17 protein-coding genes and 2 tRNA genes are annotated in these 17090 nt (G+C 31.7%); 4 read left to right on the top strand and 15 right to left on the bottom strand.

Annotation, left to right across the window (positions count from 1 at the left end; translation table 11 throughout):
• Positions 1 to 17: 17 nt before the first annotated feature.
• Genes BLQ93_RS02220 through BLQ93_RS02205 form a run of 4 tightly spaced genes read right to left on the bottom strand, consistent with a single transcriptional unit; the run spans position 18 to position 2357 of the window.
• Positions 18 to 599 (bottom strand): phosphatase PAP2 family protein, encoded by a 582-nt coding sequence (locus BLQ93_RS02220; protein WP_025392197.1) that lies wholly within the window; start codon positions 597 to 599, stop codon positions 18 to 20.
• Positions 596 to 1153 (bottom strand): DUF4337 domain-containing protein, encoded by a 558-nt coding sequence (locus BLQ93_RS02215; protein ID WP_025392198.1) that lies wholly within the window; start codon positions 1151 to 1153, stop codon positions 596 to 598. The genes BLQ93_RS02220 and BLQ93_RS02215 overlap by 4 nt, the downstream gene beginning before the upstream one ends.
• A 58-nt stretch (positions 1154 to 1211) precedes the next feature.
• On the bottom strand, positions 1212 to 2000 hold the full coding sequence (locus tag BLQ93_RS02210; RefSeq protein WP_092127888.1) for a COG4705 family protein: 789 nt from the start codon (positions 1998 to 2000) through the stop codon (positions 1212 to 1214).
• 57 nt (positions 2001 to 2057) lie between these two features.
• A complete protein-coding gene (locus tag BLQ93_RS02205; RefSeq protein WP_025392200.1) occupies positions 2058 to 2357 on the bottom strand; it encodes a DUF2325 domain-containing protein in 300 nt (99 codons plus the stop codon).
• Positions 2358 to 2477: 120 nt separating this feature from the next.
• On the opposite strand from BLQ93_RS02205, the gene BLQ93_RS02200 reads away from it, so the two are divergent.
• The 4 genes from BLQ93_RS02200 to BLQ93_RS02185 all read left to right on the top strand — a co-directional run bounded on the left by BLQ93_RS02200 (position 2478) and on the right by BLQ93_RS02185 (position 4294).
• Positions 2478 to 2567 (top strand) — tRNA-Ser (locus BLQ93_RS02200).
• A gap of 11 nt (positions 2568 to 2578) precedes the next feature.
• A tRNA-Ser gene (locus BLQ93_RS02195) sits at positions 2579 to 2672 on the top strand.
• Between the two features lie 6 nt (positions 2673 to 2678).
• A complete protein-coding gene (locus BLQ93_RS02190; RefSeq protein ID WP_092127886.1) occupies positions 2679 to 3347 on the top strand; it encodes a M48 family metallopeptidase in 669 nt (222 codons plus the stop codon).
• Positions 3344 to 4294, top strand: a complete 951-nt coding sequence (locus tag BLQ93_RS02185; RefSeq protein ID WP_092127884.1) for a hypothetical protein — start codon at positions 3344 to 3346, stop codon at positions 4292 to 4294. Before BLQ93_RS02190 ends, BLQ93_RS02185 begins: the two co-directional genes overlap by 4 nt.
• Here BLQ93_RS02185 and BLQ93_RS02180 read toward each other — a convergent pair.
• Genes BLQ93_RS02180 through BLQ93_RS02130 form a run of 11 tightly spaced genes read right to left on the bottom strand, consistent with a single transcriptional unit; the run spans position 4291 to position 17071 of the window.
• Entirely contained in the window at positions 4291 to 5583 is a 1293-nt protein-coding gene (locus BLQ93_RS02180; protein ID WP_092127882.1) for a diguanylate cyclase, read from the bottom strand. The genes BLQ93_RS02185 and BLQ93_RS02180 overlap by 4 nt on opposite strands.
• Positions 5584 to 6660 carry a prephenate dehydratase gene (pheA, locus tag BLQ93_RS02175; RefSeq protein WP_025392204.1) on the bottom strand — a complete coding sequence of 359 codons (1077 nt, stop codon included), beginning with the start codon at positions 6658 to 6660 and terminating at the stop codon, positions 5584 to 5586.
• A 9-nt stretch (positions 6661 to 6669) separates the two neighbouring features.
• Positions 6670 to 7620: an acetyl-CoA carboxylase carboxyltransferase subunit alpha gene (locus BLQ93_RS02170; protein ID WP_092127880.1), complete on the bottom strand. Its 951-nt coding sequence runs from the start codon at positions 7618 to 7620 to the stop codon at positions 6670 to 6672.
• A gap of 3 nt (positions 7621 to 7623) precedes the next feature.
• On the bottom strand, positions 7624 to 9216 hold the full coding sequence (gene cimA, locus BLQ93_RS02165) for a citramalate synthase (protein ID WP_092127878.1): 1593 nt from the start codon (positions 9214 to 9216) through the stop codon (positions 7624 to 7626).
• Positions 9217 to 9239: 23 nt separating this feature from the next.
• Positions 9240 to 10460, bottom strand: a complete 1221-nt coding sequence (locus BLQ93_RS02160; RefSeq protein WP_025392207.1) for an aspartate kinase — start codon at positions 10458 to 10460, stop codon at positions 9240 to 9242.
• A gap of 12 nt (positions 10461 to 10472) precedes the next feature.
• Positions 10473 to 12590: an FtsK/SpoIIIE family DNA translocase gene (locus tag BLQ93_RS02155; RefSeq protein WP_143338660.1), complete on the bottom strand. Its 2118-nt coding sequence runs from the start codon at positions 12588 to 12590 to the stop codon at positions 10473 to 10475.
• A gap of 2 nt (positions 12591 to 12592) precedes the next feature.
• Complete coding sequence (locus tag BLQ93_RS02150; protein ID WP_092127874.1) at positions 12593 to 14239, bottom strand: ribonuclease J; 1647 nt, start codon at positions 14237 to 14239, stop codon at positions 12593 to 12595.
• Complete coding sequence (gene rsmA, locus BLQ93_RS02145; RefSeq protein ID WP_025392210.1) at positions 14230 to 14988, bottom strand: 16S rRNA (adenine(1518)-N(6)/adenine(1519)-N(6))-dimethyltransferase RsmA; 759 nt, start codon at positions 14986 to 14988, stop codon at positions 14230 to 14232. Before rsmA ends, BLQ93_RS02150 begins: the two co-directional genes overlap by 10 nt.
• Positions 14967 to 15968, bottom strand: a complete 1002-nt coding sequence (gene pdxA / locus BLQ93_RS02140; protein ID WP_092127872.1) for a 4-hydroxythreonine-4-phosphate dehydrogenase PdxA — start codon at positions 15966 to 15968, stop codon at positions 14967 to 14969. Before pdxA ends, rsmA begins: the two co-directional genes overlap by 22 nt.
• A complete protein-coding gene (locus BLQ93_RS02135) occupies positions 15958 to 16221 on the bottom strand; it encodes an RNA-binding S4 domain-containing protein (protein ID WP_092127870.1) in 264 nt (87 codons plus the stop codon). Before BLQ93_RS02135 ends, pdxA begins: the two co-directional genes overlap by 11 nt.
• The gene (locus BLQ93_RS02130; protein ID WP_092127868.1) at positions 16211 to 17071 is read right to left on the bottom strand and encodes a peptidyl-prolyl cis-trans isomerase; all 861 of its coding nucleotides are present in this window, start codon (positions 17069 to 17071) and stop codon (positions 16211 to 16213) included. Before BLQ93_RS02130 ends, BLQ93_RS02135 begins: the two co-directional genes overlap by 11 nt.
• Positions 17072 to 17090: the final 19 nt, after the last annotated feature.

The raw sequence follows: 17090 nt of genomic DNA, 5'->3' as shown, positions 1-17090 counted from the left end.
GTTTGTCAATAAAAAAATTAGTTTTTGAGGTTTTTTTCTAAAGAATAAGAAATTAAAACAACAAACATTGATATAGAGTAACTCACAAGCACATTGCTCAAATAATGCTTACATAAAAACATTCTTGATAGGCCAACAAGTATTGCCCACAAAATAAGTAAAATTCCAATTTTTTTGTTTTTTGCAAAAATGCTAAATGCTAAAGTTGCATTTAAAACAGTATGACCAGAAGGCATACTGTCGAAATCATGCCTAAATGTAAACGGATAAAAACCATAAATATTATCTTTTATATACATGATTGGCCTTGCCTGTCCAAGCATATATTTTAGTACTATAACCAAGGTATCTGCAAGAATTATTGATACACACATTATAAATACAAACTGTCTTAAAGGCTTAATCCAAAAAGATAAAAAAACGATCAAAGAAACAGTTAAAAAAACCCACTCAAAAGACCCAATTTCGCTGATTTTGTCAAAAAAAGGTAAAAATATTTTTTTATTGCATAAAAACACGCAAATATATCTATCAAATGCAAATATTGATACTACACCAAAAATAAGCAAAATAAAGGCTGTTATGTAGTATTTTTTCACAAAACCTCAACCAAAAAAATTAACAAACCTGCTGTAAATGATAAAAGAGAAACATACCAAAAAATTTTTCGTCTTGTAATAGCTGAAATAGATGCAACGGCTATGCTAAGCTGTATTATGATTTGTGCTATTAAAAACTTATGGTGTTTTTCAAAGTTATGATTACTTTTTTCCTGAAATTCTTTAACTTTTTCCTCAAGCTTTTGTGCATCTTGTTTTATTTGTTTCTTTTCTTGACTGTAACGCTGGGCTTGCAATTTAAACTTTTCCTTTTTTGTAAGGTCATAGGCAATTGAATACATATTTTCCCTTATTACCTTAGCTTGATAGTAACCCCAAGTATCAGAAGCCTTATTTTGCATTAAAACAGCATCGTTTTTATTTAAAATAGTTTGAGTAATATAAAGTTCAGAGTTTAATCCAACCAAAGCCGCCAAGATTGCCATAAAGGTAGTTGTAAGAGATACCCAAAATAACCATTTGTTTTTTTGACTAGCTTCTTTTAAAGCTTCTTCTATTAGTTCTTTTGATTTTTCTTCAACCGGCGATTCCATAACTTAAATATTACAAATTTTTAAAAAAGAAGTCAACCAAGACTTAAAGCAGTCTTGGTCAATTCTTTTTTAATTTTTCACAGGAAAGCATATTTTGTCTATTCAATCTCAAATGTGCTATAAAAATTAAAAAACTGATAATTAAAAACTCTACAATTGAAGCATTTAGCGTTCCAAGCTCCAAGCCGTGCATATTAACAGGTTTTGTTAACAAGTCGCCAAAAGTTGCCCCAAATGGCCTTGTAAAAACAAAAGCAACCCAAAACAGTACAACCGGGCTTACCTTGCTAAAATAATGCAAACTCAAAACAATCAAAATAACAGCACTTGTTACTAATGTGCCGCCTAAATAGCTCAAACGTAAACTATCTGATAGAAAATCTCCGAATGCTGTCCCCAAGCTATTTGAAAAAAGCACTGCTACCCAAAAAAATACTTCTTTTCTAAAGTCAGTCATTGGGTAAATACTTAAGTCTCTGTATTTTTTATACCACAAAAATAATGTTGCAAACAATGCGCTTGACAAAATTAAACTACCCAAAGGATAACCTAAATGAAGTGTCCTATCTAAAAGATCGGATATTTCTGTACCTACAGTGGTTGTGCCAATAATTGCTAGCCAAAAATACAATGGTACATACTTTTTAGAGCTTAGCTGCGCAAAAAGTGTAATTGCCAAAAAACTCATTGTAATAACAAGCGTTAAGCTATAGCCCAAACTGAGCGTCATTGACAAGAAATCCCCAAACGTTTCACCAAGCGTTGTTGCAACAATTTTTGTAAGCCAAAAAATCACACCTACTTGAGCTACTTTGTTTAAAAGTTCAGGTTCTTTTAGATCTTGCATATACACCTCCTTAATTTTTTTCAAAGAGGATTTTATTTATTAAACATTAATGTATGATTAACGTTTTGGCTCAATAGAGTCTTTTAATTCTTTTAATGCATTTTTTAGAGAACAAATACCACAAGAATGGCACAAAAAAACCGGTTTATTTGTTTTTTTTGAAAACTTAGCCACTTGATTTTTTGCTGGATGAGAAACTTTGTTTGTAAACACAATAAGCGCATCAACTTCACCAATTTTTGATGAAAAATCTGTAACGCGCTTTGTAAAAACTTTGAGCTTTATACCCATTTTGTTTGCAACTTTAATATAATCATCTTCTAACCTATCCATGCCTCCGACAACTAACACACACATCATACACCTCCAGAAATTATATTATTCTAATTTTATTATATTTATCTAACATTGTCAATAAAAATTTTCAAACTAAAATACTTGAAAATTGGCTCATATTTGTTATACTAACAAAAGATCGGAGGAGTGGCCGAGTGGTTTAAGGCGGCGGTCTTGAAAACCGTTGAAGGTGCAAGCCTTCCGTGGGTTCGAATCCTACCTCCTCCGCCATTTTTTTATTTGGAGAGGTGGCCGAGTTGGCCTAAGGCGCTCGCCTGCTAAGCGAGTGTAGGGGCAAAACCTCTACCGCGGGTTCGAATCCCGCCCTCTCCGCCAGTTTTTATGCAAATTCAAATTGTTTATTCCAAACGAAAAACTATAAGCCTTATTATTTCAAATGATGGTAACTTGCAAATAAGAGCTCCTTTTGGCACAAAAAGAAGTACCATAGACAATATTGTACAAGACAAAAAATGCTGGATTGAAAGAAAAATAAGCGAAATTAAACAAATTGCTTTACCAGCAAAAAAAACTTATAATAACGGCGAAAATTTTTACTATCTGGGTAAAATTTATGAACTTAAAATAGTAAAAGCCGATAAAAACAGTGTTTCTTTGCTGGATGGAATACTTTTATTATCTATAAAAAAACAATCAAATCCCAGGTTAGTCTTAATTAATTGGTACAAAACACAAGCGCTAAGTTTTATAAAAACTCGTTTAAATTACTATTCAAACTTACTTAATTGCACATTTAAAAGTATAACTATTACAAGCGCAAAAAAAAGACTGGGCTCTTGCGATTTTAACGGTAATTTAAGGTTTAGCTTTTATAATATTTTGCTTGATCAAGCTTATATTGATTATGTCGTTATTCATGAGCTTTGCCACTTGTTTTACCTAAATCACTCAAAAAATTTCTGGCAAAAAGTAGAAAGTATCCTGCCCGACTTTAAACAAAAAAGATTGTGGATTAGAAAAAACTTTTATATAATAGCAAACAGCTTATGATAACAAAAACAATAGTAAATGAAAATCCTGTAATTTATAGTTCTTTTCCTACTATGACAACCTATAAAGATTATTTAGTAATTTTTTTTAGGCAGGGTTTGGTTGATAAAAGTAATCCACACGGCTTTCATGGTAAGGTAAAATGTATCAAAATTAAACTAACTGACTTGAAAAAACTTTTTGATCAAAACTGTTCACTTAATATCCAAGAAGAACTCGTTTTTGAAAGCCAAAATGAGTTAGATGCAATCGTATCAAAATTAAGCGATAATTTATATACGCTTGGCACAAGAATATTTGTTAAAAATAAGATAAATAATGTATTTTTATCTGTATCTAACGATTGTAATTTTAAAGAAAGAATCCAAATAAACATTAAAGATGTTAATTTAGCTGCATTGTATGGCAAAGCAATAAGTTTTGATTCATACTATATATTTAGTGCCTATGGTAGTTTAAAAAACGAAAACTTTACTAGGCCTTTGTTTATTGCAACAAGTGATTTTTATCATTTTGAATTGTTTAGTTATTTACAAAGCTCAAAAGATTTAATGCTAAATGAAACTTCTGTGGTTAAAATTGACAGTAACTACATTGCATTTTCTCGCAAAGATACATATCCAGACTACGCGATATACTTAAGCAGCAGTAAAAATTTATCAAATTGGGATACTCCAAAAAAATTAATTGATTTTGCCCTAGCCCCTATGGCAATCAATATAGATGGCAAAATTTTTGTAAGTTTTAGGGATAATCAAAATAATACAAACAAAATCAGCATCATTAATACAAAAACCTTAGAAAAAAAAGTAATTGATACATACAAAGGTAGTCTTTTTGATGGGGGTTACACAGATTTAGCTTTTATTGATGAGAATATATACATAATATACTATACAAATAACATAGCACCATTTATAAAAATGGTTAAACTCGAACCCTTTTAGATGCTTTTTTTGGTCACGCTTTCCAAAATAGGATAAACACGGTTTCGACCGTTTTCTTTCGCTAAATAAAGGTTTTTATCAGCTATTTTTACAAGTGTATCTATCTCCATCCCTTTAGTAAATTCAGCTACTCCTGCAGAAATTGTTATACTAAAAGATATTGTTTTGTATTTATTAAAAGTCATTATTGTTTGTGAAATTGTGGAACGTATTTTATTTGCAAGCAAACATGCACCATAAAGGTCAGTATTTGGCAGAGCAAGGCAAAATTCCTCGCCACCATATCGGCCAAATACATCTGCTCTTCTTGTCATTTTTAAAACAATCTCTGCAAGTTTTTTTAAAACAGAATCACCTATATCATGACCATAAGTATCATTAATCTTTTTAAAATAATCAATATCTAAGATTACAAAAGAAAGCGGTTTGTTTTCTCTAACACTTAGTGCTGTCAAATTTTCCAAAAAGTGAAAAAATGTGCGTCTGTTATATATACCCGTTAAATAATCCTCTTCAGATGTTTGTTTTAATTTTTTTATTAATTTGGAAATTCTGATATTTGCCCTAACTCTAGAAAAAAATTCATTAATATTGTATGGTTTATATATAAAATCATCGGCACCTAAATTTAAAATCTCAGATAGAATATCTTTTTCTTTAAATGCAGTAAGTCCAACTATTGGAATAAAGCTAAAACGCTCATCAGACTTTAAAATACTAATAAGATCATAACCCGTGTATTGAGGTAAAAAAATATCCATCAATATAACATCTATATCTATACCACTAAGTAAATACCTCATAGCTTCAACGGCATTATTTGCGCTTATTGGTTGCATGTTTTTAAGCCTAAGCTGCTGGCAAATTGTTTCATTTTGTATTGTGGAGTCTTCAATTACAAGTACACTACCTTCAGTCAATTCTTCATTGAAATAATCTAAAAGATAACGTAATAGTTGACCTTGCTTAAAAGGCTTTTTAAGAAAATCAAAAGCACCTAAATTAAAAGCTTGCTTTTCGTAGTAATCGCCTTCATTTGCCGTTAAAATCACAACAGGTAAAAAAATTAAATTTAGTTCTTCCTTTATCCTTCGAAGCAATTCAAAACCGCCCATTTGCGGCATTTCACCATCAATTATGGCAAAATCGAACCTTTGGTCTTTTAGCAAAAAATCATAAGCATATATACCGTCATCAAAAATTTCCAAATCATAGTAATCTTGCAATTCTTTCTTTATAATTGCTCTAATAGTTGAGCTATCATCGCAAATTAAAATTCTTTTTTTCACTTACTTTATGTATTTTGGGTATGAACCTAAAAATTTAACAAAAGGTACTACTTCACTTAAGTTATCAAAAGCCCTTTTTACGCTTTCAGATTCTATATGTCCATCTATATCCACATAAAATATGTAAGACCAATTTTCTTGTTTTGAAGGCCTGGATTCTATTCTTGTCAAATTTATCTGATTATCGTAGAATATTTTTAAAATAGAATAAAGCGCTCCGACTTTGTCATGTATTGAAAACATTAAAGAGGTTTTATCTTCACCGCTGGGTGATGGAATGTGTTTTCCAATAACCAAAAAACGGGTAACGTTGTTAATTTTATCTTCTATACCTTTTGCAAGTACATTTAAATCATATAAAGCACTTGCAGCCAAAGACGAAATGGCAGCAGCGGTTTTATCTTTTGCAGCAATCTTTGCAGCTTTTGCTGTAGATGTTGTTTCAAGCAACATTGCATTTGGTAAGTGTTTTTTAAGCCAACTTTTACATTGTCCAAGTGCATTTGGGTGAGAATAAACCGTTTTTATCTCACTTAAGCTATTGGCTTTGGAAAGTAAATTATGTTTAATATCAACCATAATCTCCGAAACTATTTTAACATTAGAATTAACAAACATGTCAAGCGTATAGTTAACTACGCCTTCAATAGAATTTTCTATTGGTACCACCCCAAAATCAGCTCTATCCTGCTCTACATCAAAAAATACATCTTCAATAGATTCTTCACTTTGATAGTATAAACTCGTGCCAAATTTTTCGATTGCAGCCTGATGTGTAAATGTAGCTTCAGGGCCTAAATAGCTAATTGTAAGAGGTTCTTCCATTTTAATCGAAGCACTCATTATTTCCCTAAAAATTGCTTTTAGGGAATTTTTATTCATATAGGTAAGTTTTAAGCTATCAAGCGTTTTGTATATCTGGTTTTCCCTTTCTGGAGCATAAAAAGACAAACCTTTTTCGCGTTTAATCTTACCTATTTCTTTTACAATTTCTGAACGCTTTTCTAAAAGCTCAATTATATTGTTGTCTATATTGTTAATCTGAGCTCTTAAAGTTTCTAAATCTTTATTATTCATCATTGCCTCTTACAAGAAATTTGTTGTCATAGTGCGCCACTTTTCCCATCTTTTATCAAGTAATTTCTTTGCGTTATTTCGTGTTAATTCTTTTAAATTGTCTATTATATAATTCTTTATTGAATAGGCTGCTTGCTGAGGATTTCTATGTGCACCGCCAAGAGGTTCTTGTATGATATCATCTATAACTTTTAAATTGTATAAATCTTTTGCCGTTACATGCATAGCTTTTGCAGCTTCAACTACATGGTTGCCATCTCTCCAAAGTATTGATGAGCAGCCTTCAGGTGAAATCACACCATATATTGCAAATTCAAGCATAGCTATTTTATCTCCAACGGACAATGCAAGTGCACCGCCACTTCCACCTTCACCTGTTATTATGCAGATTATAGGCACTTTTAAACCAGACATAATATACAGATTCCTTGCAATGGCTTCAGACTGGCCTCTTTCTTCTGCACCTACACCAGGGTATGCACCAGGTGTATCTACAAATGTTACAATTGGCAGGTTAAATTTTTCTGCCAGTTTCATAACTCTTTGGGATTTGCGGTAACCTTCTGGGTTTGCCATGCCAAAATTTCTGTATAAATTTTCTTTTGTATTGCGCCCTTTTTGATGACCAATTATAGCAACTTTATATTTGTCAATATATCCAAATCCTGTTACAATAGCTTTATCATCTGCAAATAATCTATCACCATGAACTTCGACAAAGTCTTTAACAATATAATTTACAAAATCAAGCGTATAAGGTCTATTTGGATGTCTTGCAATTTTTATTACTTTGTCAATAGATAAATTTTCAAATTCTTTCTTAATTATTTCATTTTTTTTGCGTTCGAGTGCTTCAATTTCTTCATGTACGTCAATCGAGCTATTTTGTGCCATTTGCCTTAAATTTTCAATTTCTTCTTCTATTTCATAAATTGGTCTTTCAAAATCATATATGAACATATTTCACCTCTTGCTAACTAAACCATCATCTTTCATCAATTTATATATAATTGAATCAAATAATGCTTTCTTTGACGCTTCAATAACATCTTCTCCTACGCCAACTGTTTCCCACCTATCTTTTTTATCCGTCGATTGTATAAGAACCCTTACACTTGCACCCGTACCTTTTTCACTCTTTAAAATTCTAACTTTATAATCAATAAGCGCTAATTCTGCAAGATTTGGGTAAAATACGATTAAAGCTTTTCTTATAGCATTGTCAAGTGCATTAACCGGACCATTGCCTAAACTTGCAGTGTGTTCTACTTTATCTTTGACTTTTACAATGACTGTAGCTTCAACAGGACTGCGCTCGCTATTGTCGCAACGCTCCCTATCAATTACGGTATAAGATAACACCTCAAAATAATCCCTAATCTCACCTCTATGTTTTCTCAAAAGCAATTCAAAAGATGCGTCTGCAGTTTCAAAATAATAACCTTCATTTTCAAGTTTTTTAATCTCAGCCAATGCGCTTTTACCTGCTTTTGAGTCTTTATCTATTGGTATACCCATATTCTGGGCTTTGTACATAATATTACTAATACCTGATAAATCCGACACCAAAACTCTCTGTGAGTTACCCAGAAGCTCTGGCACAATATGCTCATAGGTTTTGGGGTTTTTAAGTATTGCGCTTACATGAACACCACCTTTGTGGGCAAATGCACTTTCACCGACAAATGGCAAATGTTTATTGTGTGGCAAATTAAGTATTTCATCAATCTTTTTAGATACGCTTGTAAGTTTTTTCAAATTTTCGTCGCTTATGCAATCGATACCCATCTTTAGTTTTAAATTAGGAATAATGGAACACAAATTAGCGTTTCCGCAACGTTCACCATAACCATTAATTGTACCTTGAACGTGAACTATGCCATGCTTTACAGCTAAAATACTATTTGCAACACCAAGCTCGGAATCATTGTGCTGATGTATGCCAAGCGGGACATTCGGAAATCTGGCTTTAACATTCTCTATGATATCTTCAAGTTCCCATGGCAATGTACCACCATTAGTATCTGCTAGCACAATTACATCAGCTCCGCCTTCAATAGCTGATTGAAGCGTTTTTAGGGCGTACTCTGGATTGTGTTTAAAACCATCAAAAAAATGCTCTGCATCGTAAATAAACTCATCACAATGTTTTTTTAAATACTGAACAGAATCGTAGATTATTTCTAAGTTTTCATTCAATGTTATTTTTAAGGCTTCTTTAACATGCAAATCCCAGCTTTTGCCAAAAATTGTTATAACCGGTGTTTGACTTTCTACTAACTGTATAATATTTGGATCTTCTTCTACTTTAAGTTTGGCTCTTCTTGTAGAGCCAAACGATGAAATTTTAGCATGTTTTAAACGTAAGCTTTTTACCTGCCTAAAGTAATCTTCGTCTTTTGGGTTAGAACCAGGCCATCCACCTTCAATATAGTGCACACCCAAATCATCCAGTATCTCTGTTATTGTAAGCTTATCTTCTACAAGCAAACTTACATCTTCTGACTGTGTCCCATCCCTTAACGTTGTATCAAATATTTTAACTTGATCGTGCATACCCCCCTCCAAATCTTATTTGATTATTCTTTGTCTAACCCAAAAGCGCTATGTAAAGCCCTTACTGCTAACTCTAAATACTTTTCTTCTATTATACATGAAACCTTTATTTCAGATGTTGTAATCATTAAGATATTTATACCTTCTTTTGCCAATGTATCAAACATTTTGGCAGCAACACCAGGATGAGATCTCATACCTACACCTACTATAGATACTTTAGAGATATCTTTTCTAATCTCAATATCGCTTGCGCCAATCTCTTTAATGACAGGCTTTAACACATCAACGGCTTTGTCTGCTTCATTTCTTGCAACTGTAAATGAAATATCGGTAAAACCAGCTTCACTTGCGTTTTGTACAATTACATCAACATTGATATTTTTTTCTGCAATAGCTCCAAATATTCTTGCAGATATACCGGGTTTGTCTGGTACTTTAGTAATAGTAATTCTTGCCTGATTTTTATCGTGTGCAATGCCAGAAACTAATACTTTTTCCATATTTTCATCCTCCCATGTAACTAATGTGCCTGGATTATACGTATAACTTGATATAACCATAATTGGTACATTGTACTTCATCCCAAATTCAACTGACCTAATCTGCAAAACTTTAGCACCTAAACTCGCAAGCTCCATCATTTCTTCGTATGTTATCCTGTCTAATTTTCTTGCTTTTTCTACAATCCTTGGGTCTGCAGTATATACTCCATCAACATCCGTATAAATCTCACAAACATCAGCTTTTATTGCAGCAGCAATAGCAACAGCTGTTGTATCAGAACCACCCCTACCAAGCGTTGTAACATCATCTGTATCTTCTGATATACCCTGAAAACCAGCCACTATAACAACATAATCATCATCAAGCATCTTTAAAATTTTTTTTGCATCAATGCTTTTTATACGCGCTTTTGTATGAGCTGAGTCTGTTATTATCCCACACTGTCTTCCAGTTAACGCAACAGCTTTTACACCAATTTCATTTAAATGTATGGCTACAAGTGCGCTTGATATACGCTCACCACTTGAAAGTAATAAATCCATTTCACGCTCTTTTGGATTTTTTGCTAAAGCATATGCCATTTCAATAAGTTTATCTGTTTCTCCAGCCATAGCAGAAATGGTAACAACAAGCTTATGGCCTTTTTCTTTCGTCTCTTTGATGTGCTTACAAACGTTTTTAATTTTTTCTAATGTTCCAACAGAAGTACCACCGTATTTTTGAACTATAAGGCCCATTTAAACCCCCTTTTATATTAATAATTCCCTTTTGCCTTTGTCGTCTGGTTTTGACAATATTCCCATTTTCTCCATTTGTTCTACGATACGAGCAGATCTATTATAGCCAATTTTTAGCCTTCTTTGAATGTAAGAAATTGTAGGCGAACCACCCTCTTTTATGATTTTTAATGCTTCATCAAAAAGCTCGTCTTTTTCTTCATCAATCGCTTCTTCTATGCCGCTTTCTTCTTTAGCTTCGTTTATCAATTCTTCATTATAAATTGGTGTGCCTTGAGATTTTACATAATCAATAATAGACTTTAGTTCATCATCTGCGATATATGCACCATGGACACGCACAAAATGTGATGTACCAGGTTGCAAAAATAGCATATCACCTCTTCCAAGTAGCATCTCAGCCCCTTGGGAATCCAAAATTGTTCTTGAATCAATTTTGGAAGATACTTTAAAAGAAATACGTGCAGAAAAATTCGCTTTAATAAGACCTGTTAACACATCAACACTTGGCCTTTGCGTTGCGACAATTAAATGAATACCTGCAGCACGAGCCATTTGAGCAAGTCTTGCAATTGATAACTCAACTTTTTTAGATGATACCATCATTAAATCAGATAATTCATCGATAACAACAACTATATATGCAAATGGAGGATAATCGATTTGACCATTTCTTGCTTTTTCGTTAAAACCATCAATATTTCTAACGCCTGACTCACTCATAATTTTATACCTTGTTTCCATTTCTTTAACCAAAGCAGCCAATGCGCCACTTGCCTGTTTTGGATCTACAACAGGTGGCATTAATAAATGAGGTATACCATCATACATTGAAAGCTCAATCATCTTTGGATCAATAAGAACAAATTTTACCTCATCTGGCGTTGACTTGTAAAGTATACTAATTATCATTGTATTTAAGCCAACACTCTTACCTGCTCCTGTTGCCCCAGCAATCAATAAATGGGGCATCTTAGCTAAATCCGCTACAAAAGGATTACCCATTATATCTTTACCTAATGCTAATGTCAATGGAGATTTTGAGTTAATAAATAATTTAGATGACAAAATCTCTTTCATATAGACTGTTTGAATTTGTCTATTTGGTATTTCTATGCCTACAACATTTTTGCCAGGAATAGGTGCGATTATTCTAACAGCAATAGCTTTCATAGCCATTGCTAAATCATTAGAAAGATTTGCTATTTTGCTTATTTTAATCCCAGATGACGGTTTAAACTCGTATAAAGTAACAACTGGCCCTGGCCTTACTTCAACAGTTTTACCAGTGACACCAAAATTTCTTAATTTTTCTTCAAGTATTTTTACATTTTCTAAAATTTCGTTTTCTTCAACTTCTTTGTTTATGTGCACAGGATCATTTAAGAGATCAAGACTTGGCAACACATAACCATTTTTTTCTTTAGAGTCAATTTTTTCCACAGGATCATCTCTTACAATATTACGCTTTATACTAATGCTAGATTTTTTTTCTTTTAAATCAATAATCTTTTCGTCTGTGTTTTTTTCAGATGATGTTTGAGATTTTAAAGTTACATTTTCTTCTATTGCTGTCTCGTTTTTTTCCTTAATCTTTGGTTTTATATCAATTTTTTTTTTGAATTTAATCTTTTTTAGCTGACTAATAATAAAAATAAACATTTCTTTCGTGGAAAACAATAAACACAATGCAGCAATTGGTGAAAATATTACCATTATGCCTACCCTACCAAGGTAAAATTCTAAATACTTTCCTATATAATACCCACTTAAACCATATATAAAATAACCATTTTGAGTTAAGAATACCCTATTTTGATCACCAAATAACACAAACATCATAATATTTATTGATATGACAAACAAAAATACAAAAATTATGCTTCTTATAAACTTTATTGGTTTAATTAAATACGCAAAAACGCTTCCAAACAGTAAAACAGGTATTGCATATGAAAGTATCCCAAAATTTGTAAACAAAAAATTAGAAACATCAGCGCCCACATATCCAATTAAATTATGTATCTGCGTATGAGGATAAAACATATCGTGAAAATCATAAGAAATTACTGCTAAAAAAATTACAAGCAAAATAAATATATATATAGCCAAAAAAGTTTGTTTATTCAAAATCAAACCTCCATTATAATAGGCAATACCATAGGATTTCTCATAAGCTTTTTATATAAAAATTTGTTTAGAGCTTTTCTTATTTTTTTCTTTAATTCCAAAGAATCCATTCTAACATTTAAGTCACATTGATTTACTAAATTTTTAACCATACTTGTTGCTTCATTAATGAGCTTTTTAGAACGTTCTTCATAAGTTAAACCTTTTGTTATAATATCTGGACCACTAATAAGCTCACCGCTTGAGCTATCAAAAGCCAAAATAACTATAACAAAACCATCAGTTGATAGCTGCATCCTATCTCTTATTACTACATCTTCTACATCGCCAACACCTTTTCCATCAACAAAGACTCTGCCTGCCGGTACTTTTTTTGTAGCCTTCACATTATTGTTTAACTCAAATACATCACCATTGTCAAGCATAAATATATTTTCTTTATTAATTCCAACATCTATTGCAATGTCTCTGTGAGCCATGCGCATCATATATTCACCATGTATTGGTATAAAATATTTAGGCTTTACGACACCCAGTAGAATTTTTAACTCATCTTTTGAAGCATGACCTGAAACATGCACTTGACTGTTTCTATCATGATAAATTATTGCACCTTCTTTTAATAGTGTGTTTATAATTCTATATACTGCCTTTTCATTGCCAGGGATTGGTTTTGCCGATATGATGAATGTATCTGTAGGCTTTACTTTTATTTTTTGATGTTCTTTGGATGCAATTCTTGATAATCCACTCATAGGTTCACCTTGAGAACCTGTTGTAACAATAATAAGTCTGTCATCCGGGTAATCTGATAATTGCGATTCTTCAATAATACAGTTTTTAGGATCTTTTAAAAAACCTAATTCTTTAGATATGCTTGTGTTTCTGACCATACTTTTGCCCATTATACATACTTTTTTATCGGTTAAAGAAGCAACATCAATTATCTGTTGTACCCTGTGTATATTTGATGCAAATGTTACAACAATGACTCTGCCTTTTACTTCTTTAAATATATTATAAAATGCTTCGCCAACTTTTTTTTCAGACTTTGTAAAACCTTCATTTAAAGCATTGGTGCTATCGCTTAACAGCAACTTTACGCCTTTTTCTCCATAATATGCAAGGCGAGCTAGATCAATAGGCTTACCATCAACTGGCGTTTGATCAATTTTAAAATCGCCAGTATGCAAAATTATACCTGCTGAAGTTTCAATAGCAAAACCTACACCACCTATTATCGAATGCGTCATAAGAATGGGCTCAATTTTAAAATTTCCAATTTTATAAATTTTTTTTGTTTCAATCTCAACTAGATCAACATCATTAATTTTAAACTCGTCAAGTTTTTTTTGTAAAATACCCAGTGTAAATTTTGTACCATATACAGGAAGTTTTATCTTTTCAAGTAAATACGGCACAGCACCTACATGGTCTTCGTGGGCATGAGTTAAAAACAGAGCTTTAAATCTCGCAGCATTATCATAAACATAAGTAAAATCTGGTATAACCAAATCTACACCAAGCATATCCTCTTCAGGAAACATCAGTCCCGCATCAATTAAAATAGCATTTGACTTGTCTTCAATTACAGTACAGTTTAGTCCAATCTCAGATAAACCTCCAAGAGGTATAACATTTATACCCATCTTTTCTCCTTTAAATATTTAAAAAAATTATATATTTCATGAATGTCAAGCTGTCTTGGTCTTGCATTCAAGATTAAATTTTCATTTGTATTTAATTTAATAAATTTTCTTATGTTATTTCTTACGGTTTTGTTTGGCTGAGCAAAAAGTATTTTTAAAAATTCAAAAAAATCCTCTTCTATTGGAGTATTAAATAAACTAACATTATAAGGTACAAGCTCCACTACGCTTGATACAACCTTTGGTGGCGGTTTGAATGCACTAGGCTCAACATCAAAAACCTTTCTAACTTTGCAAAAAAGCTGAACAAAAATGCTAAACTTTGAATATTCTTTTGTATTTGGCTTTGCAATCATTGTTTGAGCAACTTCTTTTTGTACCATAAAAACCATTTTTTTTATAAGGTCTTTTTGTTTAATCATATTGGATATAATTTTTTTGGATACATTATAGGGTAGATTACCTACAACACAATATACTTTATTTAATTTAAACGAAGTTGCATCAGATTTTATAACATTTACATTTCTATAATTGCTAAATTTTTCTTTTAGATACTCTATCATATCGTTATCTAGTTCAATTGCATCTATATTAAATCCTTTTTTTATAAGACCTTCTGTTAAAGCACCCTTTCCTGGTCCGATTTCTAAAACCTCACACGATTCATCAATTATTAAAGATACAATACGCCAAACAACACTTTTTTCATACAAAAAATGTTGCCCTAACGATTTTTTAGCGTGCATTTAATCATACTATAGGCTTGAAGTATTGCTTCTTGCATACTTTGAAAGCTTGCTATAAATTTACCTGCTATATCAAATGCACTACCATGGTCTGGAGAGGTTCTAATAATTGGCAAGCCCAATGTTATATTCACGCTTTTATCAAAATAAAGCGCTTTCAATACGCTCAAGCCCTGATCATGATACATACTAACAAATAAATCATAAATTTTTCTATTTTGAGGTATAAATGCAGTATCCGCAGCAACAGAACCTACCACATCTATGCCTGATTCTTTTGCCTGCTGAACTGCTGGTATAATTTCTAATTCCTCCTGACTACCAAACATACCATTTTCTGAATTATGAGGGTTTAGAGAGCAAACAAGTATTTTAGGTTTTTTAACACCAAACTTTTCGATCAAATCTTTGTGGCTTATTAAAATTGTATCAAATACGCGTTCTTTTGTTACAAGATCGCTTACCTGCCTTAAACTCACATGCGTTGTAACAAGACTAACTCTAAAATTTCTATAGCCAAGCATCATTACATATTTTTTTGTATTTGTTTTTTGCGCCAAGATTTCAGTGTGTCCTGGATAATTAAAACCTGCTAAATTCATAGCTTTTTTGTTTATTGGAGCGCTTACATAGGCATCAATTTTTTGGCTTATTGCCATATCTATAGCATAATTAATAGACTCAAAAGCTAACTTACCAGACTGTTTATCAATTTGACCAATAGCTACCTCTTTTGGATTAGAACTCGTGCAATTAAATACATTTAACGCTTCTTCTTTTATATTATCCAAACGGTCAATTGCATTGATTTTAAAATCCAGCTTAAACAACCTTTTATAAAATTCAAATACATTGCTTGCACCAAAGACAACAATATTAAAATTACCTTTTTTACCATATAAAAAATATTTTATTATAATTTCAGGTGAGATACCTGAAGCATCACCCATACTTATACCAATTATTGGCTTATTTTTCATAAAATTCCTCGCTTAAAATATCATACAACAAAGCAGATTGAGATTTGTTTATTGCTTTTTCTGGTAAACCTAAAACTTTGTAGACTACCTTTTTAGAAGGAAAGTATATAGTAATAATATCATTTACCTTTACATTGCTTTGGGCTTTTGCCTTTGAATCATTTAAAAAAACAAAACCACCATCACACATCTGCTTTGCAAGCGTACGTCTTTTAACAATACGCGATTGTTTTAAAAAAAGATCAATTCTCATCAAAAGTGCTAATATCCATAGAGCTTTTTATCCCGCTTAACCAGCTCGAAAATCTCTCATTTAATTTTTCTTCAAATAATAAATTTCTAATTTTATCTTTTACGTCGTCAAATGACAAATTAACATTTTTTTTATCTAAAACTTTAATGATAAAGTAACCATTGGTAGATTCTATTATTGGACTAATCTGGCCAACCTCCATTTTTTCTATGATACCTTGTAATTGTTTATTAATATCTGCTACATCGAGTTGTTTTGGTTCACTTTTGTTTATTGAATATTTTCCTTTTACGCTATCAAAACTAGACCCAAGCTGTAATTGTCTCATTGCTTCTTCAATATCAGATTTGCTTTTTGTCTCTATTATATCTAATGTAACAGTGCTTTGATTAAATAAGTTTGGATGATTGTCGTAAAAATTTTTGATTTCTTTTTCATCAATCTGGATTGTTGGAGCAAAAATTTTTTGCATAACTTTTAGTTTATATGCATTGAATTTTGCAAATTCTTTGTAATAATCGTAACTTAAACCTTCCTGTTTTATTTTTTGCTCTAATTCATCTTTTGTTAATTTATTATTTTTTGCAACGTTTTCTATAAATTCATTTATATCCTGGTCCGTTAATACAATACCATCTTTTTTTGCTATATCTTCTATTACATAATCGTTAATAACTTGATTTAGCAGTTGTTTTTCATCTTTTGCATGGTAAAATGGTGCAAGCTCTTTTAAGTCATAAGTTGTAATGGGCCTATCGTTTACTGTGGCAACAATTTTGTCAATCACTTCGGCTCTAGCAATATTAGCCAAAAAAAACAAACCTGTAATAAAAACTAAAATTTTTTTCATAGTCTCTCCTTTTCATAGA

It is taken from the genome of Desulfurella multipotens, from assembly GCF_900101285.1.
Lineage (GTDB): Bacteria > Campylobacterota_A > Desulfurellia > Desulfurellales > Desulfurellaceae > Desulfurella > Desulfurella acetivorans.
Note: the sequence above shows the minus strand (reverse complement) of the source record. Positions and strands in the feature narration are given on the sequence as shown.